Source organism: Lysinibacillus sp. A1 (assembly GCF_000801965.1).
Lineage (GTDB): Bacteria > Bacillota > Bacilli > Bacillales_A > Planococcaceae > Lysinibacillus > Lysinibacillus fusiformis.
In genome coordinates this window covers 12,734-35,295 of sequence record NZ_JSZM01000025.1, presented here as the reverse complement: position 1 = coordinate 35,295, position 22,562 = coordinate 12,734, and the positions used below count along the sequence as shown (strand labels likewise).

General features: G+C 38.7%; 19 protein-coding genes and 1 riboswitch. Of the genes, 4 read left to right on the top strand and 15 right to left on the bottom strand.

All coding sequences use genetic code 11. From position 1 onward, the window contains the following. Positions 1-135 precede the first annotated feature (135 nt). Both PI85_RS18620 and PI85_RS18615 read right to left on the bottom strand, forming a co-directional pair. A complete protein-coding gene (locus PI85_RS18620) occupies positions 136-1,263 on the bottom strand; it encodes a conserved virulence factor C family protein (RefSeq protein ID WP_036124986.1) in 1,128 nt (375 codons plus the stop codon). 12 nt (positions 1,264-1,275) lie between these two features. Then, on the bottom strand, positions 1,276-3,165 hold the full coding sequence (locus tag PI85_RS18615) for an ABC-F family ATP-binding cassette domain-containing protein (protein ID WP_036124983.1): 1,890 nt from the start codon (positions 3,163-3,165) through the stop codon (positions 1,276-1,278). Positions 3,166-3,499: 334 nt separating this feature from the next. On the opposite strand from PI85_RS18615, the gene PI85_RS18610 reads away from it, so the two are divergent. Continuing rightward, positions 3,500-4,492 carry a hypothetical protein gene (locus tag PI85_RS18610; RefSeq protein ID WP_036124982.1) on the top strand — a complete coding sequence of 331 codons (993 nt, stop codon included), beginning with the start codon at positions 3,500-3,502 and terminating at the stop codon, positions 4,490-4,492. Positions 4,493-4,883: 391 nt separating this feature from the next. Here PI85_RS18610 and PI85_RS18600 read toward each other — a convergent pair whose 3' ends face one another. The 7 genes from PI85_RS18600 to PI85_RS18570 form a co-directional block, all read right to left on the bottom strand. Further along, the gene (locus tag PI85_RS18600) at positions 4,884-5,498 is read right to left on the bottom strand and encodes an HD domain-containing protein (RefSeq protein WP_082011590.1); all 615 of its coding nucleotides are present in this window, start codon (positions 5,496-5,498) and stop codon (positions 4,884-4,886) included. Positions 5,499-6,185: 687 nt separating this feature from the next. Further along, positions 6,186-7,229, bottom strand: a complete 1,044-nt coding sequence (locus PI85_RS18595; RefSeq protein ID WP_036124977.1) for a DUF917 family protein — start codon at positions 7,227-7,229, stop codon at positions 6,186-6,188. A 16-nt stretch (positions 7,230-7,245) separates the two neighbouring features. Beyond that, positions 7,246-8,820, bottom strand: a complete 1,575-nt coding sequence (locus PI85_RS18590) for an OPT/YSL family transporter (protein ID WP_036124973.1) — start codon at positions 8,818-8,820, stop codon at positions 7,246-7,248. A 22-nt stretch (positions 8,821-8,842) separates the two neighbouring features. Next, the gene (locus PI85_RS18585) at positions 8,843-9,595 is read right to left on the bottom strand and encodes an IclR family transcriptional regulator (protein WP_036124970.1); all 753 of its coding nucleotides are present in this window, start codon (positions 9,593-9,595) and stop codon (positions 8,843-8,845) included. A gap of 21 nt (positions 9,596-9,616) precedes the next feature. Next, positions 9,617-11,287 (bottom strand): hydantoinase B/oxoprolinase family protein, encoded by a 1,671-nt coding sequence (locus PI85_RS18580; protein ID WP_036124968.1) that lies wholly within the window; start codon positions 11,285-11,287, stop codon positions 9,617-9,619. Between the two features lie 3 nt (positions 11,288-11,290). Beyond that, complete coding sequence (locus PI85_RS18575; protein WP_036124967.1) at positions 11,291-13,327, bottom strand: hydantoinase/oxoprolinase family protein; 2,037 nt, start codon at positions 13,325-13,327, stop codon at positions 11,291-11,293. Positions 13,328-13,768: 441 nt separating this feature from the next. After that, on the bottom strand, positions 13,769-15,448 hold the full coding sequence (locus PI85_RS18570) for a formate--tetrahydrofolate ligase (RefSeq protein WP_008180201.1): 1,680 nt from the start codon (positions 15,446-15,448) through the stop codon (positions 13,769-13,771). Between the two features lie 213 nt (positions 15,449-15,661). Between PI85_RS18570 and PI85_RS18565 the strand changes: the two genes are divergently transcribed. Further along, positions 15,662-15,862: a cold-shock protein gene (locus PI85_RS18565; RefSeq protein WP_008180199.1), complete on the top strand. Its 201-nt coding sequence runs from the start codon at positions 15,662-15,664 to the stop codon at positions 15,860-15,862. 103 nt (positions 15,863-15,965) lie between these two features. On the opposite strand, the gene PI85_RS18560 is transcribed toward PI85_RS18565, so the two are convergent. Beyond that, a complete protein-coding gene (locus PI85_RS18560) occupies positions 15,966-16,751 on the bottom strand; it encodes a VOC family protein (protein WP_036124965.1) in 786 nt (261 codons plus the stop codon). A gap of 158 nt (positions 16,752-16,909) precedes the next feature. Here PI85_RS18560 and PI85_RS18555 point away from each other — a divergent pair, with 158 nt between their 5' ends. Then, positions 16,910-17,395 (top strand): flavin reductase family protein, encoded by a 486-nt coding sequence (locus PI85_RS18555; protein WP_036124963.1) that lies wholly within the window; start codon positions 16,910-16,912, stop codon positions 17,393-17,395. Between the two features lie 84 nt (positions 17,396-17,479). Here PI85_RS18555 and PI85_RS18550 read toward each other — a convergent pair whose 3' ends face one another. The 5 genes from PI85_RS18550 to PI85_RS18530 form a co-directional block, all read right to left on the bottom strand. Continuing rightward, positions 17,480-17,635, bottom strand: a complete 156-nt coding sequence (locus PI85_RS18550) for a YezD family protein (protein WP_080709351.1) — start codon at positions 17,633-17,635, stop codon at positions 17,480-17,482. Between the two features lie 69 nt (positions 17,636-17,704). Continuing rightward, positions 17,705-17,799: riboswitch (SAM riboswitch) on the bottom strand. A 170-nt stretch (positions 17,800-17,969) separates the two neighbouring features. Next, a complete protein-coding gene (locus tag PI85_RS18545) occupies positions 17,970-19,064 on the bottom strand; it encodes a DUF418 domain-containing protein (protein WP_036124961.1) in 1,095 nt (364 codons plus the stop codon). Continuing rightward, positions 19,048-19,650, bottom strand: a complete 603-nt coding sequence (locus PI85_RS18540; protein ID WP_036124958.1) for a TetR/AcrR family transcriptional regulator — start codon at positions 19,648-19,650, stop codon at positions 19,048-19,050. Before PI85_RS18540 ends, PI85_RS18545 begins: the two co-directional genes overlap by 17 nt. Positions 19,651-19,752: 102 nt before the next feature. Beyond that, positions 19,753-20,427, bottom strand: a complete 675-nt coding sequence (locus tag PI85_RS18535) for a phosphopantothenoylcysteine decarboxylase (RefSeq protein WP_036124957.1) — start codon at positions 20,425-20,427, stop codon at positions 19,753-19,755. Between the two features lie 74 nt (positions 20,428-20,501). Continuing rightward, complete coding sequence (locus PI85_RS18530; protein ID WP_036124954.1) at positions 20,502-21,380, bottom strand: LysR family transcriptional regulator; 879 nt, start codon at positions 21,378-21,380, stop codon at positions 20,502-20,504. Between the two features lie 134 nt (positions 21,381-21,514). Between PI85_RS18530 and PI85_RS18525 the strand changes: the two genes are divergently transcribed. Beyond that, entirely contained in the window at positions 21,515-22,414 is a 900-nt protein-coding gene (locus PI85_RS18525) for a DMT family transporter (protein WP_036124952.1), read from the top strand. The last annotated feature ends 148 nt before the right edge of the window (positions 22,415-22,562 follow it).

Genomic DNA, 22,562 nt, shown 5'->3' with positions numbered 1-22,562 from the left:
CTTTACACTAATTTTTGATAATTCGAAGAGGAAGTATGTGTGATTAGCGAGGATATTGAGTGACTTCATTTCCTTAGAATAAAACTCTCACCACAAAATAAAAAAACCAGCGGCTGCTGGTTTTTTCTTACATAACTATTGTTGGCGAGATTCAGTCATTTGCTTCCAAACGGAGCCCTTTGCCTCTTCACCTTGCTCAATACGGGCAATCGCCATTTTCACTTGTAGCTTCACTTCAAATTCTTTATCATCTGCGGCCGCTTTTAATACTGGTAATGATTGTTCTGTACCAACCTCATATAAATACATTGCTGCACGCCAGCGTACCAATTTGTTCTTATCTTGTAAGGCTTGCTGCATGGCGCTTTCAAATTCTACAAAGCCAAGGTCGCTCATGCAGTCGCCAGCTGTACGTCGCACGGCGGCATTTTTATCCTGAAGGGCTCTTTCTAAATACGGAACAACCGTAACATCTTCAACCATCCCTAAATATACCGTTGCTAGACGACGAATCGACATTTGCTCATCCTGTAAAGCTACATCTAAAAGAGGTAAATCATCCAGCTCTGGATCAGCCATTTGGTCTAATAACTGGAAGCGTTTCTCCCATTCCGGTTGTTGGAACTGCTCCACCGTTATTTTCAGCTTATTTGATGGAACGATAGTTTTTTCATCGTCATTATTAATCGCAGCAACAATTTCTTCTAACCGTTCTACAGAATATGTGACATCAATTTCCTGTTTGACCGCTTCTGCAATTTCTTCTAGTTCGCCATAGCGCACACCATAATCAATCCATTTACGCTGGAAAATATAGTTTTCATCTACTGCTGATTCAATAATTTGATTAAACGCATCTACAAATCGTTCACCACAGCTCACACGATGTTCACGTTGGTTATCAAACACTTTTACTTGTAGTGGTACTTGCTTATAAAACTGTACATGGACATAAACTTCCCCGTAAAACTCGTTAGCTACTATTGTTTCATCTTGCGTTTCAACGTCTTCACCTAATACTTGACGGATACTTGCTAAAATACCTTCCCATGCATATTTGGCATTACGCTCCACCGCAAAGAAATCAGCTACATGATAAACGCCCTTTATCCCTTCAATAGCTAAAATAGCTGCTGCTTCACCAGTGGCTTCATCTTTATTATCCTTTGTAAAATTATAGCTTTTCCCGAACGGTAGCTCTGTATCAACAACAATCTTCATAGAATTGGGACTTGGTGTCGGTTCAATTGTAATAATCTTCATGTCTATCGCTCCTTATCCATTAACTATTTCATCTAAATAAGACCATCTTTCAATCAGATGTTCATACTGTGCATTGAGCTCATCAAGCTGAGCTGTTAATTCCTGTAGTTTTGTAAAATCTGAACCAGCATTAGCGATTCCCTCTTCAGTCTCCATAATAGCTGTTTCTGTTTTTTCAATATCATCTGCAATCGTTTCCCATTCTTTTTGCTCTTTAAACGATAGCTTTTTCTTATCGGATTTTGGTTTTTCGGACTTCGGCTTTTCAGCTTTCGGTGCCTCAGCTTTTGCAGTAGCAGGAGTATGCTCACGCTTCTCCAAATACTCACTATACAGATCCAGCGTTTCCTCTACCTGCCCTTTTCCATCCAAGATCCATAGCTTTTTCGCAATGCGGTCTAGGAAAAAACGGTCATGTGAAATCGTGATGACTACGCCAGGGAAATGCTCAATGAAATCCTCTAGCACGCCCAATGTTTCAATATCTAAATCATTGGTTGGCTCGTCCAATAATAAAACATTAGGCTGCTCCATTAGTAAACGTAATAAATGAAGGCGCTTGCGCTCACCGCCTGATAATTTACCAATGGGTGTACCGTGAGCATGTAATGGAAATAAAAATCTTTCTAGCATTTGAGCCGCAGAATAGCGGACACCCTCTGCATCTGTAATATCATTCGAAGCCTCACGTATATATTCAATCATACGCTCATTTTCATTCATTTTCGGTAAAGTTTGCTTGAAATGAGCTAGCTTTACTGTTGATCCAACAAGAATTTCTCCTTGGTCAGGTGAAAGCTCTCCTGCTAGCATGTTCAACAAAGTAGATTTTCCTACACCATTCGCGCCGATTATGCCAATACGGTCCCCTTGCTGGAGTAAAAATGAAAAGTTATCTAAAATCTTTTGCTGGCCAAATGCTTTCGAAATACTTTCAGCCTCTAGCACTTTACGCCCTAAACGTGTTGTAGCTAGTCCCATTTCCAATGAAACGTCCTCTGATTTACGCTCTAAATTATCCTCTAACTTTTCAAAGCGTTGGATACGCGCTTTTTGTTTAGTGGAGCGTGCCTTCGCACCGCGACGAATCCATTTCAACTCTGAACGATAACGGTTGCGATCCTTCTGAGCAGAAGCCGCCTTCATTTCCTCACGGATGGCGCGGGCCTCTAAAAAATCACCATAATTTCCTGTATGACGATACAGGGTTTGATCGGCTAGCTCGTAAATATGTGTCGATAATTCATCTAAGAAATAACGATCATGGGTAATAAAAATAACTGCGCCCTTGAGTCGGAGCACCATCTCTTGAAGCCACTCTGTTGCTTGCACATCCAAATGGTTGGTCGGCTCATCTAATAGGTAGAGATCTGCTGGTTCAATTAATACTTTAGCCAATGCTACTCGTTTTTGCTGGCCGCCTGAGAGCGTTAGCACTTCTTTATCAAATGTTTCAATGCCAAGCTTTGTTAAGGCTGTTTTTGCAAGCGCGTTGACATCCCATGCCTGCTCTTCATCCATACGCTGCTGCAAGCCAAATAAAGTCTTTTGCAAACTTTCAGATGTTGGATTTACTGCTAGTTCAGCAACTGTTTCCTCATATTGACGATTCAGTTGTAAAACCGGTGAGTCACCCGCAAAGACTGCTTGTAAAACCGTTTCTCCTAATTGGAATGTCGGTTCCTGTGGTAAATAGGCGACACGGTATTTATTGGGGCGATCCATTGTGAGGGTATCCGCTTCGATATCCTCTGCTAAGATTGATAACAGGGTTGATTTCCCCGTACCATTAATACCGATTAGGCCTGCTCGCTCACCCTCATAAATAGTAAATTCAATATTTTCAAAAAGCGTTTTATCGCCCACGGTTTTTGTTAAATTTTGTACAATTAAATGACTCATTCCACGATTCCATCTCTTTCATGTTAGGTATTGTTCATGCCCACACTACTTTTATGTAGACGATTATTGATATCCACTATTCATCATAACATCAATTGATAGGTAAACAAAGAACAACAAACTATCAACAATTTGTCCTAATGGTGTTCCCGTTCTTCTGTCAATACACGGATAGTTTGATGATGTTTTGTTCTAGTCCTGCTCAATCAGCAGCTTGCCTCTTTTGATGAATTTATTGTTCAATAGCGGTAGTGAATTAGTACAAATTACCATTTGAGAAGTCTAATACAGTAGTGTAACATAATATTCCAAGCTAATAAAAAGGAGCAAAATGATGAAAATTTCCAAGTTTATTGTCATGCTACCGATTATATTTGTCGTCGCCATATTTCTATATTTTTTTACTCAAAATGATGATCGGCGCGTGACAACCTATATGAAAGACAAATATGACATGGATAGTGTCATAAAAAATAAAGGACTTACGAATGGTTTTCCATCAGATCAAGAATATGTGGTCTATCCAAAAGATCATGAGGATCTAACATTATCTGTCATTATTGATCATGAAGGTAGTTTAACGGACAATTATGCTAGAATGCTAGAAGCTGATCGTGAACTTCATCAATTAAAAAAGGTCATGCCAGAAATAGAAAAGCTTGGCTTTGTTGCTTCGAAAGAGGATAACTTACTTTTCGTCTCTGAAAATAGTATATCGGCTAATCTTTATTCCCCTACTGCATTAGATATTGCGCATTTTGAGGAAGCAGACTTAGATCGTTTTTTTGCATTACAAAAGCTCATCAAACAGAGTGGGGCTACTATTGACGATGTGAACGTCACTGATATGAAGGAAGTTAGTGAAAGCACTGTCCTTAGCTTTGATGTAAAGAGTATAGAGAACGTACATACAAAAGAAGAGCTACTCTTCTATATGAAGAAGTCAAATGCGACAGTTGCTAGTTATTATGAAAATAAAAAATGGGCATCCAAAAAAGAAAAAGTCGAAAATGACCGTTTTACATTTGACTCTCCCAGTGGCAAAGGCGATAGTTGGTTCAATTGTAGAGAAATGAATCAAAAGGGTGAATGTACGAATATATTTGTCCAAATTTATTTTAAGGACCATACTTTAACACAAGCAAATAGATACCTCGAGGAAGATTTCGTGTCCATTTTTACTCTCTTTGAAAAGACAATTCAACCAAAGGCAAGTATTGAATATAGCTTTATAGAAGAGAGTTCCGACGATTCATTACGATTTACCGACTATGAAATCGCCCAATATGCAAGTACTGCAGGTTTCATCAAAAGAAACTTTCAGTAACAATAAAATGCTTATGTCAACCATATCCAACTATTACATATCAGGAGCAACTAGATGGAATTAGCTGTTGTTATTAATTTATTTCTATACCTCGCAAATTTTGTATTTATAAAAGAAAATAATATGAACAATCGCAGTGTAATGAAGGGGAAATTTTTATTTACATTGTTCAATCTCTTATCTTTAGGTTGCGGTATAATGTTGATACAGTTTTCTAAAGCTGTTTTGATCGACCATGTGGAGGTATCCCATATAAAGGATACATTATTACTTGCCTTCGGGTATTTTTATTTTATAGGGCTGAACATACTTTTCACATTTTTAGTACTACGAAAGAAATAGCCCACTATCACATAAAGCACCACCCTTCCATTGAGGGCGGTGCTTTATGCTATTGACCTATTTCATGTTGTAATTGCTGTAAAAAGCTTTCCATAAATTGATGACGTTCAAGTGCCATTTGCTTGCCCTTTTCCGTTACCATTAAATCCTTTAGAAGCAATAGCTTTTCGTAAAAGTGAGTGACAGATGACGTATTTTTTTGACGATATTCTGATTCCGACATATTTGTGCGTGCTTCTTCATCCTTATCATAAAGCTTGCGGTCTTTCGCACCACCATATGCAAATGTTCGTGCGATGCCAATAGCTCCAATTGCATCTAAACGGTCTGCATCGCGAACGATTTTCGCTTCCAAGGATGTAGCCTCTAGCTCATTTCCACCATTAAACGATACTTGTGCAATACAATTTCGAATATGTTGCTTTTTTTCCTCGCTAACAGGGAGCTCTGCAATAAACTGTTCCTCCTGTTCCTTACTATCGGTATACTTTTTGTCGCTCACATCATGCAACAGCACTGCAATTTTAACAACTTCAGCATCTGCTGCTGGCTCTGTATGTAAAATCGCTAGTGCATTTTGATAGACACGCTCAATATGTTGGAAATCATGGCTAGCGTCAAACTGTTCATAAATTTCACGTACTTTACTCATTAAATAATCCATAGTTCAAACTCATTCCCTTCCTACACGATTATACTGTATTTATAGCCCCTACGAAAAATAAAAAATCAACACCTTTTCAATTGACTAATTTTTCAGAATATTATATGATAAACGTGCAGAACAAACAATTTGTTCTGTACCTCATATTTTTCAGCTATGTACAAACAGCTATGTGTTTGACAGAATGAATATCAACTTCAGCGGGCTTACAATTGAATAGTATGTTTGCAAGATGACATAAGTAAAGAAAACCAATCATCAAACAAATAAAAGTGAACACTTTCCCTTAGAAATTCTTTGTTTAACCCGCATAGCATGATGTACAGCCGAAAATTGTGAACAACAAGTTAGTTGTTTTTACGACCAAAAGGTTATTATTAAATGGAAGCCATGTGTAATTGTTTTTCGTTATTGGTTGTTACCTTCTTCAAGTTGTATGAACGTAGCTCCTCCCTTTAATGAAAATCGTACACGATGATGACTTCCAGTTTATAGAACCACGTGAATGAGTCGTATAAATAATGAAGATTCATGTAAGCCAAATTGTTAGAAGTTATAATGGAAGTAGGAACGATCGTGATAAAATGTAATACCTTCCCGCTGAAGGACGAATAAAAGCTGCCCATCTTACAGTCATGTAGATGATGGCAGCTTTTATTATGTTATTTGCTAGTTAACTTGTAGATCCTACAACACGGCCTTGATGACCTCATCAATTTCTTTTAATAGTTCTTGATTTTGCATCGTTGAACTTAATTTTAATTGAGATTGATCAACATGGATGACCGCCACATGCATGCCTTCTTTTATGCTCGCACTTGGAACTGGCAGCATCTTTTCCGTATCAAATGTCATGATAAGATCTGGAAATTTCGATTGTAGCTGTCCTTCTTTCGATAACGTCATGTATTCATTCCAGAAAGTCAAATCGTAATCGCCAACGGATAATTTCCCTACGTCAAAGCCATTTTCCTTCGTTAATGAATAATGTTGGACCTTCCCCGTTACGATATGCACCCCATTCAATTGCTGTAAAATATGGGTCAATTTATCGTCAAAGGTTTGTCCATTGAGGAAACGATAGCCAAGCTCAATAGCCATTGTAATGGCATTCGGTGCCCCATGTTTCTGTAAATAATCTATCGTCACAGGATTCCTCGTCACACCTACTAACCCTCCTGCTAGAATAGACGCTTGTCGTGCCGTTTTAGCCGTGTTTTGTAGTGGGCCTTCCACAAACCCTTGGACCGCAAAGTCATCTTTGCCACCTGCGTAAAATTGCACTGATTGATAGTCTTGCTGTTCATGAAGATTTAAGGAACCCATAATTCCCGTTGGATGTGCCCGCCCATTACAAGGAGCATCCACGACAGGCACCTTTAATAAAACTGACTGCAGCCAGCCATTAATCGTTGTGATGGCACCATTTTCATTGGTAATGATGCCTTTTAGACGGTGATTGGTATGTGTGTTCATATTGAGATAGCTCCAGCAAAGCTGCTCGTTCGAAATATATTGATCGGCTGCTGAAGGTGCGCCTACCATTGCGACGCAAGCCACTAAATCTTCGCCATCTAATTCTGTCAGATCGACTAATTCAGGTTCCCCAGCTGCAAAAATTTCCTCCACCAGTTTGAGCCCTTCCTCTAGGAGGCCACCTCCGCCTCCGCCAAGGATTGCACCTCCATAAACAGCAGCAATCCCATCCTCATACGTTAATACTTTTGCCATCGAGCATTACTCCTTTCTATTTCCCTATTTTTAGAATAGAAGAGAAGAAGCTGTATAAAGCATCCCCAGCAATAACACCTGCTGCAAAGACAGTCATTTCAGATTCTCTCTTACCTTTCGTCACGTATGTGAAAATAACACGAAGTAAGATACCTGCTAATACCGCCCATCCAGCAATCGGATTGATCAGTAATAAACCTGTAGCAAAAAGAATACCCATTTGTCGTTTCGAGCCACCAATCAATTGGATCAATGCACCTGGAATTGCCCAAATCATTAGTTGTTTCGCTACATCCCCTGTAACACCAGATTGAATAGTTGCCGCATAAACATGGTTAACAGGTGCTACTAAATCTTGTGCAAAATAGGATTTGTAGGATAGTAAAACAACAATTGCAGAAATAGAGAAGGCAATCATACCAGCGATCATTTGCTGTTTACGCCCTTCTTTTTCTAGTGCTGGATCACTACCGTTTCCACGAAGAATAAAACCAGTTTTCAAATCATAACCCATATCCGCAAATGCTACCCCTGTAGCTGCACTGTAACCTGCTAACAAAGCAAGAGCTGGTGCAGGGAAGCCTATTAAAATACCAACAATCAGTGTAATAAATGCCACTGCAAACGCTGGGAACCATCCAGCATGCATTGCCGCAATACCAACGATCAGCTCATGGACAAATGCTGCGATAGTTGCAAAGAGGATGAAACCTATTAACATTCCAAATGACATATGTGTAATAATACCGCCTAAAACTGCAATTAATAAGGCAATCGCTAAATAGGCAATAAACCCAACACCGAACCCTCGGCGAATTTCTTTCGTATCTTTTGAATAGCTTAACTCTTCTGACTTTTTAGCAGCGCGTTTCCCTAATAGGGTGAATGCTACTTGGAATAGAGCCACGATACCGGCACCAATCATAATGCCATGTGGAATATAATAAGCATTTAAATCAATATTAAATAATTGAACCGAATAGCCTCTTAGTAAAAGCCCAATCCCAAACATCGTAAGCGCCCAAATATTACCGATAAACGCTACCCCAAAAGCTGACATTGGAATTTTAAGAACAGATCCCACGATACCGATTAATACACCACCAACTAATACTTTGGCATTTTTACCGCCTTTATCGCCAGCTTTAATTGCTTCAGCTGTCGCAATCCCTGGTGGCCAAGTACCTGCTGCTGGGAAAATTTTTGTATCGAAAAATTTATATAATAATAAAGCATCCACAAACATCGCTAAAATAACACCGATAAACAACGGTAATACTAAATTTTCATAGCCTAAAACGTATGGAATACCAATTGGCAACATTAAGCTACTCGCTGCACTAAAAGTAGCTGATGAAATGGCCGTTTGAATAATATTTTGTCTATGCACCGATTTAAATGCAATTAGTTTGCCAATTGGAATTCTTCCTAAAATCATCGCAAATATTGCCCCAACGATTGATGTATTGGCAGAAATCCCCAAAGTCGTAATCAGCTGTATCCCGATAATGGCCCCAACGACTGATGTTAAAACAATCATTAGTAGCGTTACAGGCTCCAAAGCCCGTGGGTGTAATACTTTATTATTCATACTGTCAGCTCCCCTATTGCTGTTATAGTTTTGAAATATGCGATTGTATCTGATGAACTACTTTCACTAACTGGTCAAGCATATATTTCTCCCTTTGATCATCTATATCGTATACTAATCCAGAAATTGTAAGAGATGCGATAATTTCTTTTTTATAGTTGAATAACGGTACACTGATACCAAAAGCGTGTTCATTGTATTCTCCAACGGTTACACACCATTTATTTTGGCGTATACTTTGTAGCTCTTCCCTTAATGTCTCAAGAAATTCATTATGCTCCTCTTTCGATTGCTTGCTTTGAAAAAATGCTATTAATTCAAGCTGTCTATCTTCTTCTAAAAAGGCGAACATGACTTTACAGGAAGCACCGATGTAAAGGGGTGTCTTTGTTCCTAAAGACACCGCATACTTTACATTTTTATTACTTTCGGCAATTTTTGTTGTGACACCATATTCATTGTCCATATAAGTGAGAAACACCGATTCGTTTATTTCACTTGCAAGATTTTGCATTAATTCATAAATAGTCGAGTGTGGGTCCATTGTATGTGAGAGCACATCATAAAAAAGGAACATTTTGTAGCCTAATTTATACTTTTTCGTGCCTTCATCCTGAATTAAATAACCCGTTTCTGTAAATGTATTAATGGCTCTTTGTACGACACTTGTCGGCATTTTCATCATGCGCGAAATTTCACGAACACCTATTGCATTTTCTGTCGTCGCAAAACACTCTAGTATATCTAATGAGTTTTTTAATGTCTTGACAGTCATTCATTTCTCCCTTTAAGCGTTTTAATAACCGTAATGCTTTTTTGCTACTTCTACAGAAATATATTCATTTAACACATCACGCTCAATAGCCTCTTGACTTCTTTCAAGTGGATTACCATAGCCACCACCTGTTGCCGTAACTAGCTCAATGCGATCGCCTTTTTGCAATTCATAATTGGCTAGTACGCCAACTGGTCCAATTGTGGAGCCATCCTTTTTATGAACGATTAAATAGTTATGAGACCCTTCGCCTCCTCCACTTAAACCAAATGGAGCGAATTGGTGTCTCCCTAAGTTGACTGAAACCTTTTGACCATCATTATTGATTGTATATACACGACGTACACCTAAGCCACCTCTAAATTGGCCTGTACCTGCACCGTCACAGTTTAAGCTATACTCATCAATTTGAATGCCATATTTTGTTTCGGCAATTTCCACAGGTAGATTATAAGTTTCACCATCTCCCATACAATATTGCCCGCTTTGACCATCTTCATCATTCGATGCTCCCCAACCACCAACAGATGGTTCAACGATAAGGAATGACTCATCATTTTCAGGATTTTTACCTGTCAGAATAAATGTACAAACGGATTGTAAGTGTCCTGCTGATAATCTTTCTGGTAAATGTGACGCAAGTGCTTTCCAAATTAAATCTGCTGCCCCAATACGTGCCTCAAAGTTCATGGATACTGGATGTGGGCGTTTAGCCGAGACGATTGAATTTTCATCCGTTAAAATAGTTAAACGTTTAAAGACTCCCTCATTAATGACATCAATATCACCTAGTAATGCTAGGAACATTACACGCACACTTGCCATTAAACCAAATTTAGAACAGTTTACCGGCACATTCACCGCTGGGTGGGAGCCTCTAAAATCACAAATAAATTCTTCATTACTAATCGTTACTTTCACTTTAATCGGGTATGGTCCACCCTTTAATGGATCTCCCTCAATAAAGTCCTCCGCGTAAAACTCACCTTTTGGCAAATGCTGAAGCTCTAGCTCTACAATTTTCTCACCCTTGTCCAATAGTTTTTGAATGGACAATTTCACCGATTCAGCACCAAACTTCTGGCAAAGCTCTGTAATTCGCTTTTCGCCTGTTTTTAAAGCAGCTACTTGTGCAAACATATCGCCGATAGATAGCTCTGGTAAACGAACATTCGTCGAGATAATCTCATAAATGGCTTCGTTCAATTCACCTTTATGATAAAGTTTAACACCTGGCAGTTGTAGACCTTCCTGATAGATTTCATTAGAATTACTTGTAAATGAACCAGGGTCCATGCCCCCAACTTCTGTCCAGTGTGCTTTATTGGCAGAGTAAGCAATGATTTCACCATTATAAAAAATCGGAAGCACTAAGCCAACATCGGATAAATGCGAGCCTCCCCCTACATACGGGTCATTAATAATAATGACATCGCCCTCATGTAAATTTTGGCCATGATCGAATTTTTCAATGACTCGCTGCACCATTGGACTTAGCATACCAATAAAGCTTGTAACACCATTTCCTTGGCTAATTAAGTTACCCTGTGCATCTGTTAAACCACAGGCATAGTCTAATACTTCATAGATGACGGGACTCATAGAAGAGCGAGCTAGAGCGACAAACATTTCATCCCCTATGGCTAGCAATGAATCCTGAATAATCTCTACAGCAAAAACGTCTTTTTTCATGATTTATTTCCCCTCCATCTCTACAATCAAATTGCCATATTTATCAATTTCTATGGATTGCTTTTCATTGATCACGACTGTAGATGTTGGGTTTTCAACGATAGCAGGACCTGCAATGACATATTCAGGAGCAAGCTTTTGCTGGTCATAAACATTGACTTCAACCCAACCCTTTTCTTTCACATATAAGTTGCGCTTTGTTTTGATACATGTTGACACATCAATATGAGAGAAATCTAATTCTTTAAATTGAACAGCCTCATCTTTTCCATAGATGGTAATGTGTAGATTTACTAATTCAATTGGAGTAGTTGGTAAATCGAATGAAAATTCTTGTTTATGCTTTACATGGAACGCTTCAGCCAATTGAAGAAGCCCTTCATCATCAATCGTGATATTCGATGCGTTCAATTTGACTGCATGCTCTTGGCCTTTATAACGTAAATCATAATTAATTTCGAAATAATAATGCTCTTTCGATAAAGGTGCGTCAGCATAGGCACTTTCAATAGCTTGATCAATATTCGCTTGAATTTCCGCAAGATGCGTGTGATCAAAGCCCATTAAACTTGTTTGGATATAGTCTTGTCGATATTCTGTCATCATCATTCCTAATGCTGAAAAGACAGAGGACCCATAAGGTATAATGACCTTTTTCATGCCTAATTCCTCTGCTAAATTAATAGCGTGGAGTGGACCACCGCCGCCAAAGGCAACCATTGTAAAGTCTTCTGGATCATAGCCTTTGCGAATGGAAATGAGCTTCAACGCATTTAACATATTGGAATTCGCAATATCTAAAATACCTTGCGCTGCTTCTTCCGCTGAAACATTAAACGGTTTCGCAATCGCTTCAACAAGTGCCTCCTCTACTTTGTCGATAGAAACTGGATTATCGAAGTTTGCTAATGATAATCTTCCTAAATAAACATTAGCATCCGTAATCGTTGGCTGTGTATTGCCTAGCCCATAGGCTACTGGACCTGGGTTTGCCCCAGCAGAATCCGGACCAACCTTTAAGGAACCGAACTGATCCACACGAGCGATAGAGCCCCCGCCATTGCCGATTTCAACAATATCTACAACTGGAGTTTTAATTGGATAGCCAGCAAATTTTTCATTTTTTTCAATATAGTAATCTGTCGTAACGTTTACTTTGCCATCTGTAATAAGTGAGCATTTCGCTGTCGTACCACCCACATCAAAGGCAATAATATTGGACTCATTTAGTAGCTCACCTAATTTTGCTGCCCCAAACATTCCTGCTACAGGGCCAGACTCTACTAGATTGATTGGTAACTCCATCGCTTTATCAAAGCTTGTTGTCCCACCATTTGATTGCATAATTTTTAAATGATCCGTAATACCAACTGTGCTCAATTTTTCTTTTAAGCTTTTTAAATAAGCGTGAGCAATGGGCTTCACATATGAATTTAAAACCGTTGTATTTGTTCTTTCATATTCACGATATTCCTTAATCGTTTCGCTTGAAAGTGTAATATACACCTCGGGCCAAATTTTTAATATTTCTTCTTTTAATTGCTGCTCGTGAATAGGGTTTTTATAGCCATGAATCAATGAAATGGCAATTGCCTCTACACCTGATTCCTTAAATTGATGGACAATCTCTCCAACCTCGTCCCTATTAAGCGCTTTCATAATATTTCCTTTAAAATCAATGCGCTCATCGATTTCTTGTCGTAAATAACGCTCTACAAATGGCTCTGGCTTTTTATATTTAAAATTATATAAGTCGGGTCGGTTACCACGTGCAATTTCTAAAATATCACGGAAGCCTTTTGTTGTAATTAATCCGACTACGCCACCTTTTCTCTCTGTTAATGTATTAATAATTACCGTAGAACCATGGATAAACGATTCAATGAGAGAATCCTCTGTTACATGTCGTCCTAATACGTTTAATATCCCATCCTCAAAATGCCCTGGCGTCGTATGCCCTTTGTCAAAATGAAGATTTCCTTTCTCATCTGTATAAACTAGGTCGGTAAAAGTACCGCCAATATCTGTTGCGATTTTCAAGACTCCATCCCTCCGTGTTCCTATAATCGGAACAGTGTTCCGAATTAGAATTAAGTAAATTATATTTAAAAGAAAAAGAAAATTCAATGTATTTTTTAAATAAAAATTCATTTGACAATTGCTTCTCTTTGTAAAAATCCGCTTTTTCCTTCCAATAACAGAGAACTATTGATAAAAAATACCAAACACATTTATATAAGGAAGCTTCTCGAGTTTTTAATCGCATGAAAAAAATCCTAGTTTTTCAACTAGAATCGTAAATTTTCTAAAAAAAATGGCGATGATGAATGTTTCGACAGGTTATCAAGTATAGAAGGAAGGTATCAAAATCCTTTTTAGTGGTATTTGAGGAAGGAGATGTTAAAATGACTAGGCTTTTATCAGCTAATAAATAAAAAAAGAAGCTGCACCTCTTTTAAAGGGCAGCTTTTCAACATTTATTTAGAACAATCCTACCGCATGTCCGTCATTATCGACATTCATGCGTAAGGCTGCAGGAGCTTTCGGTAGTCCTGGCATTGTCATAATATCGCCTGTCAGACAAACTAAGAAACCAGCACCAAGCTTTGGAATCACCTCACGAATTGTGACCGTGAAGCCTTCTGGACGTCCAAGTAAGCTAGGTTGATCGGATAAAGAGTATTGCGTTTTCGCCATGCAAATCGGTAGAGAATCCCAGCCGAATTTTTCGATTTGAGCCATTTGTTTTTTAGCTTGGTCAGTGAATTGAACATCTTTTCCACCATATACCTTTTGTACAATGGTACGCACTTTTTCTTCAATGGACTCTGTTACATCGTATAATGGTGAGAAGTTGTTTTCTTCTTCCAACACAGCTAGTACTTGTTCAGCTAAGGCAACTCCACCTTTACCGCCCTCTTCCCAGACATTTGTTCGGGCAATACGTACATGATTTTCTTGGCACCAGTTTAGAACGGCCTCTAGCTCTGCCTCTGTGTCTGTAATGAAACGATTTAATGCAATAATCGGTTCAACACCAAATGTACGTACCGTATCGACGTGTTTAGCTAAATTTTCAATCCCTTGGAGCAGGGCTTCCACATTTTCACCGACAAGTGATGTTTTTGGAACACCACCATGCATTTTTAGTGCACGAATCGTTGCTACGATCACAACGGCACTTGGCTTAAAGCCTGCTTTACGAGCTTTAATGTTCATGAACTTTTCAGCACCTAAATCAGAGCCGAAGCCCGCTTCTGTCACCACAATATCAGCTAGCTTACGAGCAGTTTGTGTCGCCATAATGGAATTACAGCCATGGGCAATATTAGCAAATGGACCCCCATGTATAATAGCTGGTGTCCCTTCTAATGTTTGTACTAAGTTTGGCTTAAAGGCATCCTTCAATAATAATGTTAAGGCACCCTCTACCTGTAAATCACGCACAAAAACAGGCTCGCGCTCAAATGTGTAGCCAATTACAATGCTAGCGATGCGCTCGCGTAAATCCTCAATGCTTGTTGCTAAACAGAACACTGCCATAATTTCGGAGGCAACCGTAATATCAAAGCCGTCTTCACGTGGCATGCCTTGAACAGGCCCTCCTAATCCTACAATCACTTTCCGTAATGAACGATCATTCAAGTCCATCACACGTTTCCAAATAATACGTCGTGGATCAATGTTTAAGACATTCCCTTGGTGGATATGATTATCAATAAAAGCTGATAAAGCATTATTGGCTGTTGTTATCGCATGAAGGTCACCAGTGAAGTGTAAGTTAATATCCTCCATTGGTACTACCTGTGCATAGCCTCCGCCTGTTGCGCCACCTTTTACGCCCATTACTGGACCAAGAGATGGTTCACGTAAAGCTACCATCACTTTCTTATTTAATTGATGAAGGGCATCAGCTAGTCCTACAGTCACAGTCGACTTCCCTTCACCTGCTGGGGTTGGACTAATAGCTGACACTAATACAACCTTTGCGTCCTCACCTTGAGCTGTAATTTTTAATGGGTCAATCTTCGCTTTGTAGCGGCCATACTGCTCAAGCGCATCCTCTGGAATACCTGCAGCATTGGCAATTTCCGTAATAGGTTTGATCACTGCTTGACTCGCGATTTCTAAATCTGTTAATGGTTGATTTTTCGTTGTCATTTGGCATCCTACTTTCTATGTTGTTCATTTCCATTATAGTCTTAATTGTGAAAAAAAAGAAAGTCAGATATGCTAGCATTCCGACAATCAATTGACATTTTTGTTCAATTCATGTATGTTCTAAGAGAAAATGCAATTTTTTCACATTTTCTCATTGATAGCACGACTTCTTTAACTTTATTTTACTTTCAAGCGCATTGGAGGCGAATGCTTATGCAACATGGGATCGTAAAGTGGTTCAATAATGAAAAGGGTTATGGCTTTATTGAATGTGATGATGGAGAAGATGTATTTGTACATTTTACGGGCATCCAGGAGGAAGGCTTCCGTACACTTGAAGAAGGTCAAAAGGTTTCATTTGATGTTGTGGAAGGCAATCGCGGCCCGCAAGCATCAAATGTTGTAAAATTATAAGATAGGATATAGTAAGTGGATGAAGTATTTGAAAATGGCTCAATCCACTTTTTGCATGTTTGCACATAAAAATCCACTTCAACGATTGAAGTGGATTTTTAATTTATCTATTAATCCAATAAAAAGCACCTGGACACACTAATGTTTCCTTTGTTCGGTGTGGATCCTTCAATGTAACACCGATTGGCCCTTCTTTTAAATGACCGAGCGTCATGCTAGATGCTGAGGCTTCCTCATAAAAATCCAAGCGCATATTCGGTAGCTGTAGAGACATAAACTGCTCATGCTGCTCAAACTCGGGTAGTTGCAATACCTTCTGCCAAAGCTGCACCGTTTCCATCACATCCTTGACAAAAAACTGAATGGATTCCATTGTAATGGCTTGTTTTTCATCAATCGCGCCACTAGCCTTTAATTGAGACAAACGCTCCTCATCTCCATCTGCCCATTCAATTAAGAATGGAAAATCCACTGAAAGGCCGGGTCTGCCAAAATGCAATAGCTTCCATTCGATTATCGTGCCGTCCGGTCTTGTGCGGCTACAAGCATCGGGACCATATACTTCATAGCCCAATGCACGCAATCGTTGACCCTCGTCTTCAATATTTTTGGTGCGTAAGGCAATTCGTGAAAATCCTTGGCGCTCATGATCACGTTTAAACGTATAATGTAGGGAATATGGGTACAGGGCTGCTTGCTCAAATAAATCACGATCATAAATAGCGATTTGTTCAATATAGCTTAAGCCAAAATAACTTAGTGTATTGTAAGTCCCCCACATTGTGTGTTGACCACCGTTCACTGTATGGACATTTCGTTTATTGAAGAAAACCTTTATATTTTCCGGTGATTCTACTTGATGTACCAGATGATCAAAATATAAAGTCATGGCAATTCCCCTTTCTTTCCCCCATTAGCTTTACCTGGATGTGTAATTGATTTAATATTTACTTAAGAAAAGGAGTTACAATATGGTATGAAAAAAAGTGCAATTTACCTACTAACTCCGTTAACTAATTTATTACTAACTATAAAGAGGTGATTTGAATGACAGATCATGTTGCTGCTTTTAAATTGGCATTAGGTAACTATCCTACAGGTGTAACAGTTGTTACAGCATGTCATGAAACGAATCCAATTGGCTTAACCGTCAATTCTTTTGCATCTGTTTCCATTGACCCACTACTTATTTTATGGTCACTTGATAAAAAATCTCAGCTTCATCCTTACTTTATGAGTGCGGAAAAATTCGCTGTCAATATTTTAGCAAGTGATCAAGAGCAATTATGTACATTATTTGCAAGTAAAATCCCAGATCGCTTTGCTCAAGCAAAATGGTCCACTTCTTCTTTAGGACTACCGATTTTACATGATACAGCAGCTATTTTACAATGTAAATCCTTTCAGCAAATAGATGCAGGTGATCATACTATTTTTATTGGGCAAGTGCTAGATATTACAAACTCTCAAAAGGAGCCGCTTCTCTATCATCGCCGTCATATCGGTCAGATTCCAAAAAGCTTCTATAGCTAATTGCCATAAAAAAAGGGCCACTTGTAAGCAACGGAAACCATGCTTATTGGTGGCCTTTCCACATCGTTCAACTGAAATGATCCTTTATTTCTTCTGAGGAAATCTCTGCTTTTCAAGCCTATTAATTTGAACAATCACACCATCCTGAATCGTAATATGCACTTCACCAAATTCAAGATTTTGAATGGCCTTTGCAATAGCCTCTAATTTCTTATCTTCTACCTTTGCCGACTGAGCCATACGATACACCCCTTCTTTTTCGTCCTTGTTGTACAAAAGAGGCCAATGCATCAAACTGATTGATAGCCCCTCCTATCTCTCAGATACATCTGTTGGAATTGGCACCTATGTTTCGGTTGCCGAGGCTTCATTGGGTCAAGTCCCTCCACCTATCTTGATAAGAGTACTGCGTTTCTTGAAAATAATTCTATAATTCTGTTATAAGATTGTCAATACAAAATATTAGAAAACCTAGCTGAATACTTTGTAATGATTATTTTAGATTAGAAAACTATCTATATCTAAAGTATTTTATGCCTAATCAACGAAAAATAGATGGCAATCCATTAATTTATTACGAACTCCATTTCCTCATCAAGAATTCAAGGGGACCTCGACGATGTTTAGCTCTCCACCAGACAGAAACAAGCACACATCCTACAAAGTAACAGCAGGCATATAGCATGGAAAAAGCAAGCGTCTGATTCTCCAACTTTTGGCAAACAATTAATATTCCAATCCCAATAAAAACATGGCCGACATAATGCGTTAAAGACAATTGTCCCGTAAAGATCAAAGCTTCAATTACTTTATTTTTACATGTCTCAACAAGATAGATGGAGCCCACGATAAGGACAATTGCCGACGCCGAATTAGATAGTACATACATCATATTCGGTGGAATCGGTCCCGTATCAAATAAATATAATGCACTCTCTACATCTAAGAAATGGATCGTTGTCATCTTAATAAATAGCGTTGAAAAAGTCTCCGTCATTATGACTAGCAATAAGCCCATCACCCATAAGATTTTTCGTAATGAGCGATTAGTTAAATCTAATGAGCCGATTACCATGCCAATTAGTAAGAAACAAATCCAGGGAAATAGTGGGTGATAGCCATTAAACAACAAATTTCTTATAAATCCTGCCGGTGTCCAAAAATCAAGATACTCAAGTAATACATATGTTGGGTGCCACCCAGCAAGGTAATTAAATTGAATTTGGAGCCATTGTGAAAGGATGAGGATGACACCGATTATGAACATCATCATTTTCTTGGATTGGGCAATCAAACATGCGGCAACAAACATATACACGCCATAATAATGTAAGATATCTCCTGTCCAACCGACCGTATATAGGACTATCCCTATCACGAATAACAAAAGCGACCTCTTCCACAAAGTAAGTCGATTCTTGCGAAGAAGTATTGGGTCCTTAGTCTCTCTAGCCTGACGAGTCATTAAAGCTGTTCCTATTCCTGCTAGCATGACAAATACGGCCGAGGCACGCCCCTCAAATAGATTTTGTAAGGCCACCAACCATGTTGAACCATTCTTTGTAGAACCCGTTATGACTCCAAAATTGACAATGAACATACCAAACATGGCGAGAGCTCTTGCAAAATCAAGGCCTTCAATGCGCCGATCATCAACTCTTTTTGCCATCTCCGCCTCCTTGGATAACGCTATGCACAGCCTCCTTCCAAATAGCTCTGTAGTTCAATTGGTTACCTGTTAACATGAAATTACCGATATTATCATAGACCAAGGCTAGCATCTGTGCCTTTGCTTCTATATTGGGAGTATCCTCTAGAACCCCTAACCGCACGCCATATTGTAGAACCTCAACAAAGCTTGTTAAAAAGCTGGTTTCTAGCTCTACTAATTGTTTCTTATAGCTTTCATCGCGAGCTGCTAATAGTATATATTGGTTAAATATTTTATTAAAATAAGGATCCTTGCCCTGCGCCTCAATAGACTTATAGCCCAACTCTAGTAATTTTTCCTTGAAATTAACGCGAGAAAGTTCTTTATAATCCACTGCGACATCCTGTTGAATTACTTTATACAGTTCATCAAATAAGTAAGTGATTAATTGATCCTTTGATTGAAAATAATAATAAATGGCTGGTTTCGATATACCGACCTCTGCAGCAATCATGGCTAAACTTGTTTTTTCAAACCCTTTTTCTGCAAACATCACATAAGCGACTTCTATAATCTTTTGAAAAGTTTGTTCCTTATTCCCCATCATCATTCTCCTTTTTTACCTACCGTTAAGTAAATATTAAATGATACACCTCTTTTAAACAAGAAAAAACTGTGTAGAAATATTTCTCTACACAGTTCATATTTATAGATGTTGTAAATATATCATTAAAGCTTCGGCTGTTTTTTGCTTGCCCATTACTTTCATAGGCTGTCCATCAGCAGGTACAATCCAATGGGGCTCGTCCCCGTCATATAAAGATTGAGAGCTATTGGCTACCATCAATTGAGCATGAGCTGTTTCCATTCGCAGTCTTGCACGTGCTAATAAAAACTCCTCATCATCGGTCGCTTCTAGCTTAAACCCTACTAACGTCACATTCGGTTGCCAGCCCTTAATTTGCCCTAAGACTTTTGGCGCCTTTTTAAAATGAATAATAGGTGGCTCATCTGAAGGCATTTTCCCCGCTCCCTCCATCAAGTTGCCTGATTGATCATATACTTTATCAATGACCCAATCGGAGCCAGCCGCAGCCATAATAACGATATCAACACGCTCTTGTTGGACAGCATGACGAACCTTTTCTCCTAAATCCTCAATACCTTCAAATTTAATCAATTTCATTTGATCGTGATTCACTGGAAGCTGTGCAAAATAACCATGCATATATACTACATTAGCACCAGCAGCGAGTGCCGCCTCCGCTAAATAACAGCCCATTGTCCCTTTTGATAAATTCGTATGCCCTCGTACACGATCCCATTTTTCAAGTGTTCCCCCACTTGTAATGAGTACGGTTTTACCTTGTAATGTCCCCATCCACTCACCTATTTTCTAAAATATATACACCTACTATTTTACCGTAATGCAAGGATAGGCTTCAATAGATTCCATCATAGTGCATTTTTTTGTTCCATCAGCCATGCACTTAAAATTTCCGCAAATTTCTTCGTTACAGGTGATGCATTATGCTTCATCGCAATTCCAATCGTACGGTAGGCACCTTGCTTCAGAGGAATCGCTCTTAAGGTAGGCGGCAAAGTCTGAATGACCAATTGGGGTAAAATACTAATCCCAAGTTGATGAGAAATCATAGAAACAATGCCGACCTCCTCTGAAAGCTCAAAGCGAATATTGGGCTTCACATGATATTGTTCCAACAAAACTTTGACATCATTGGTCCCTTTATAGGAAGTCATAATAAAAGGCATATCTTCTAAATCAACAATATCGATCTCAGACTTATTAAATAGTGGACTTTGATCTGAAACGATACATAATAAAGGGTCCTGCTGTAATTCCGTATATTGATATTGCTCAGATTTTTGACCATTTAAAAATCCAGCCTCTATTTCCCCACTGAGTAGCCATTGTTCAATTTCATAATAATCACCCTCGCGTAATTCCACCTGTATTCCAGGAAACTGATTATCCATAATCCTAATAATTTCTGGCATCCAATTGGAAGATATACTTGAAATAACGCCAATACGCACATTTCCTCTTGTTACTCCATGAATATGTGCTGCCTCTTGTTGCAATAATTCCTGTGCGTCTAAAACCTGACGCATCGCCCTTAGCATGGTTTGCCCCTCACTTGTCAGTGTGACACCCGCTCTACTTCGATGTATGAGCGCAAATCCAAATTCTTTTTCTAAACTTGACACGGCGTGACTGACAGCAGACTGAGTTAGACCTAGTGCATCTGCTGCTTTTGTAAAGCTTGCTACCTCTGCTACCTTTGTTAAAATCTCATATTTCACTAAGCTCATCAGCAATACCTCTACATACATGAATTTTTTTAATCCTAATCATTATAAACATTCGTTTTACTAATCTCAACACAAGATATATAGTAATTTTTAGTATAAAAACTGTTTTAGTACACAGATGGTAGGTGAACATAATGAGTATCCAAGGAAAAGCAAATGTATTGATGGTTATTGTCACAATGTTTTGGGGACTATCTTATACCTTTATGGTCATGGGGCTTGAAACATTGGCTGTTTATAATGTGGTGGCATTGCGTTGTATCATCGCATTTTTAGTAGCAGGGCTTATTTTTTATAAACGGATGATTAAGGTAAATGGTAAGACTTTAAAATATGCAGCTATCCAAGGATTTTTATTATTCATTGTGTTCGCATTAAGCTTATTTGGCTTACAGTCCACTTCAGTTTCAAATGCAGGCTTTATTTTAAGTCTAACGGTTGTATTAGTGCCGATTTTCAGTAGCTTTATTGATAAAAAATTACCTTCCAGAGCCGTCAGCTTTGCAATTATTTGTACGATGATTGGTATAACAGTGTTAACGGCGCAAGGTTCATTCTCCTTCCATAAAGGAGATTTATTAGTAGCAATCGCTGCGCTATGCTATTCAATTTATTTACTTTTAAACAGTTCATTTACAAGGAATGTGGAATCTATTTCATACGGTATTTACCAATTAGGTTTCGCTGGCATTTATGCGCTAATTTTAACATTATTATTTGAAACACCTACGTTACCAAATAATACGACATCCTGGATTGCTATTTTAGGTCTTGGAATCATTTGTAGTGCGTTTTGCTTCGTTGGTCAAACTGTTGCACAACAGTATACTTCTGCTACACATACAGGTCTAATTTTTTCCCTAGAACCTATATTTGCAGCGATGTTTGCGATGATGTTCATTGGTGAAGGATTGACAGTGAAACTCGTTATTGGTGGTAGCTTTATTTTGATTGGTAATTTATTTGCTCAATTAGAGCATTTCCATGTGTTGCGCTTTATTAAAAAAGATGCACCAGAAAAAGTAATTCATTAAAGAGTGATCCACAATGATCACTCTGTTCAAACTGTGGGTAACAGCCATCGAGAAGTTTACTCTCGATGGCTGTTGTCATCCCTTTAATCACCCATTTTTAGTAATACACTAGCTACTATTGGTATACGTTTTCTGCGGGCGGTGTCGA

What these genes read in the sequence shown, in the direction of transcription:
- PI85_RS18620 (WP_036124986.1), bottom strand. Translation starts at nt 1,263, where the DNA reads ATGAAGATTATTACAATTGAACCGACACCAAGTCCCAATTCTATGAAG.
- PI85_RS18615 (WP_036124983.1), bottom strand. Translation starts at nt 3,165, where the DNA reads ATGAGTCATTTAATTGTACAAAATTTAACAAAAACCGTGGGCGATAAA.
- PI85_RS18610 (WP_036124982.1), top strand. Translation starts at nt 3,500, where the DNA reads ATGAAAATTTCCAAGTTTATTGTCATGCTACCGATTATATTTGTCGTC.
- PI85_RS18600 (WP_082011590.1), bottom strand. Translation starts at nt 5,498, where the DNA reads ATGGATTATTTAATGAGTAAAGTACGTGAAATTTATGAACAGTTTGAC.
- PI85_RS18595 (WP_036124977.1), bottom strand. Translation starts at nt 7,229, where the DNA reads ATGGCAAAAGTATTAACGTATGAGGATGGGATTGCTGCTGTTTATGGA.
- PI85_RS18590 (WP_036124973.1), bottom strand. Translation starts at nt 8,820, where the DNA reads ATGAATAATAAAGTATTACACCCACGGGCTTTGGAGCCTGTAACGCTA.
- PI85_RS18585 (WP_036124970.1), bottom strand. Translation starts at nt 9,595, where the DNA reads ATGACTGTCAAGACATTAAAAAACTCATTAGATATACTAGAGTGTTTT.
- PI85_RS18580 (WP_036124968.1), bottom strand. Translation starts at nt 11,287, where the DNA reads ATGAAAAAAGACGTTTTTGCTGTAGAGATTATTCAGGATTCATTGCTA.
- PI85_RS18570 (WP_008180201.1), bottom strand. Translation starts at nt 15,448, where the DNA reads ATGACAACGAAAAATCAACCATTAACAGATTTAGAAATCGCGAGTCAA.
- PI85_RS18565 (WP_008180199.1), top strand. Translation starts at nt 15,662, where the DNA reads ATGCAACATGGGATCGTAAAGTGGTTCAATAATGAAAAGGGTTATGGC.
- PI85_RS18560 (WP_036124965.1), bottom strand. Translation starts at nt 16,751, where the DNA reads ATGACTTTATATTTTGATCATCTGGTACATCAAGTAGAATCACCGGAA.
- PI85_RS18555 (WP_036124963.1), top strand. Translation starts at nt 16,910, where the DNA reads ATGACAGATCATGTTGCTGCTTTTAAATTGGCATTAGGTAACTATCCT.
- PI85_RS18550 (WP_080709351.1), bottom strand. Translation starts at nt 17,635, where the DNA reads ATGGCTCAGTCGGCAAAGGTAGAAGATAAGAAATTAGAGGCTATTGCA.
- PI85_RS18545 (WP_036124961.1), bottom strand. Translation starts at nt 19,064, where the DNA reads ATGGCAAAAAGAGTTGATGATCGGCGCATTGAAGGCCTTGATTTTGCA.
- PI85_RS18540 (WP_036124958.1), bottom strand. Translation starts at nt 19,650, where the DNA reads ATGGGGAATAAGGAACAAACTTTTCAAAAGATTATAGAAGTCGCTTAT.
- PI85_RS18535 (WP_036124957.1), bottom strand. Translation starts at nt 20,427, where the DNA reads ATGGGGACATTACAAGGTAAAACCGTACTCATTACAAGTGGGGGAACA.
- PI85_RS18530 (WP_036124954.1), bottom strand. Translation starts at nt 21,380, where the DNA reads ATGAGCTTAGTGAAATATGAGATTTTAACAAAGGTAGCAGAGGTAGCA.
- PI85_RS18525 (WP_036124952.1), top strand. Translation starts at nt 21,515, where the DNA reads ATGAGTATCCAAGGAAAAGCAAATGTATTGATGGTTATTGTCACAATG.